Source organism: Helicobacter equorum (genome assembly GCF_900198655.1).
Taxonomy (GTDB): domain Bacteria; phylum Campylobacterota; class Campylobacteria; order Campylobacterales; family Helicobacteraceae; genus Helicobacter_F; species Helicobacter_F equorum.
Genome location: NZ_FZPO01000077.1, coordinates 1 through 1,480 on the forward strand (window position 1 = coordinate 1; position 1,480 = coordinate 1,480).

Consider the following 1,480-nt stretch of genomic DNA (forward strand, 5'->3'; position numbering starts at 1 on the left):
TACATGAGTGCTGGAAAAAATTTTAGAGAAGCAGTCAAAAACAATCATCCCTTACAGATTCTAGGTGTGATTAATGCATATTCGGCAATTCAAGCACAAAAAAGTGGTGCTAAAGCCCTATATCTTAGTGGTGGTGCGTTGGCTGCTATGAGTTTGGGTGTGCCTGATCTTGGCATTAGCTCATTAGAAGATGTCTGTATTGATGTGAGAAGAATCACTGCTGTGAGCGATTTACCATTGCTTGTCGATGCAGATACAGGTTGGGGTGGTGCATTTAATATTGCAAGAACCATTAAAGATTTGACAAGAAGTGGTGCGGCTGGTTGTCATATAGAAGATCAAGTTGCCCAAAAGCGTTGCGGACATCGCCCAAACAAAGAACTTGTGAGCAAAGATGAAATGTGCGATAGGATAAAAGCAGCAATTGATGGCAAAATAGATTCTGAATTTGTCGTAATGGCACGCACCGATGCACACGCGAGTGAAGGACAACAAGCTGCAATTGAGAGGGCTCTAGCCTATGTGGAAGCAGGGGCAGATATGATCTTTGCTGAAGCAATCCATACTCTTGAAGAGTATAAACAATTTACAGATGTTATCAAAGTCCCTGTGTTGGCAAACATCACAGAATTTGGAAAAACACCATATTTCACAACTGATGAACTTAAGAATGTCGGAATCTCTATGGTGTTATATCCACTCTCTGCAGCTAGAGCGATGAATAAAGTTGCACTAGAAGTCTTTAATGACATTCTCAAAAATGGATCACAAAAAGCGAGTATTGAAAAAATGCAAACGCGTGATGAACTTTATGAAATGCTTGGCTACCATGCTTATGAGCAAAAACTTGATGCTTTATTTAAAAAGTAATCTTAACTAAAGGAGATATTATGGGAGAAGCAGCAAAAGGAAAAGTTGGCGGACTTGCTGGAGTTATCGCTGGAAAATCAGCAATTTGCACCGTTGGGACAGGACACGGACTAAATTACCGCGGTTATGACATTTATGACTTGGCAAAATATGCAGAGTTTGAAGAGGTAGCGTATCTTCTTCTTAAGGGGACATTGCCTACAAAAGCAGAATTAGCAGACTTTAAAGCAGAACTCATCAAGGCAAGAACTTTACCAAAAGAAATGCGTGAAGCCCTCAAGCTTTTACCAAAAGATGCACACCCAATGGATGTGATGAGAACAGGTTGTTCTGTTTTGGGATGTTTGGAGCAAGAAAATCTCAGTGTGGCTAAGATGAGTTTCCCTGATCAGCTAAAAATTGGGATTCGCTTACTTGGAATTTTCCCTTCAATCTTGCTTTTTTGGCATCATTGGCACAAAAGTGGGACAGAATTAAACACAGAATCTAAACAAGATTCTATCGGGGGATATTTCTTAGAAAAACTACACAACAAAGAGCCAAAGGAGCTTTGGATAAAAGCTATGCATGTCAGCCTTATTCTCTATGCAGAGCATGAATTTAATGCTTC

2 protein-coding genes are annotated in these 1,480 nt (G+C 40.0%); both read left to right on the forward strand.

Annotated elements, in window-relative coordinates:
• Positions 1-3: 3 nt before the first annotated feature.
• Positions 4-870: a methylisocitrate lyase gene (prpB, locus tag C6H22_RS08400; protein ID WP_104694813.1), complete on the forward strand. Its 867-nt coding sequence runs from the start codon at positions 4-6 to the stop codon at positions 868-870.
• A 20-nt stretch (positions 871-890) separates the two neighbouring features.
• Positions 891-1,480: citrate/2-methylcitrate synthase (locus C6H22_RS08405; protein ID WP_324826090.1), on the forward strand; the 590-nt coding region annotated here is incomplete at its 3' end.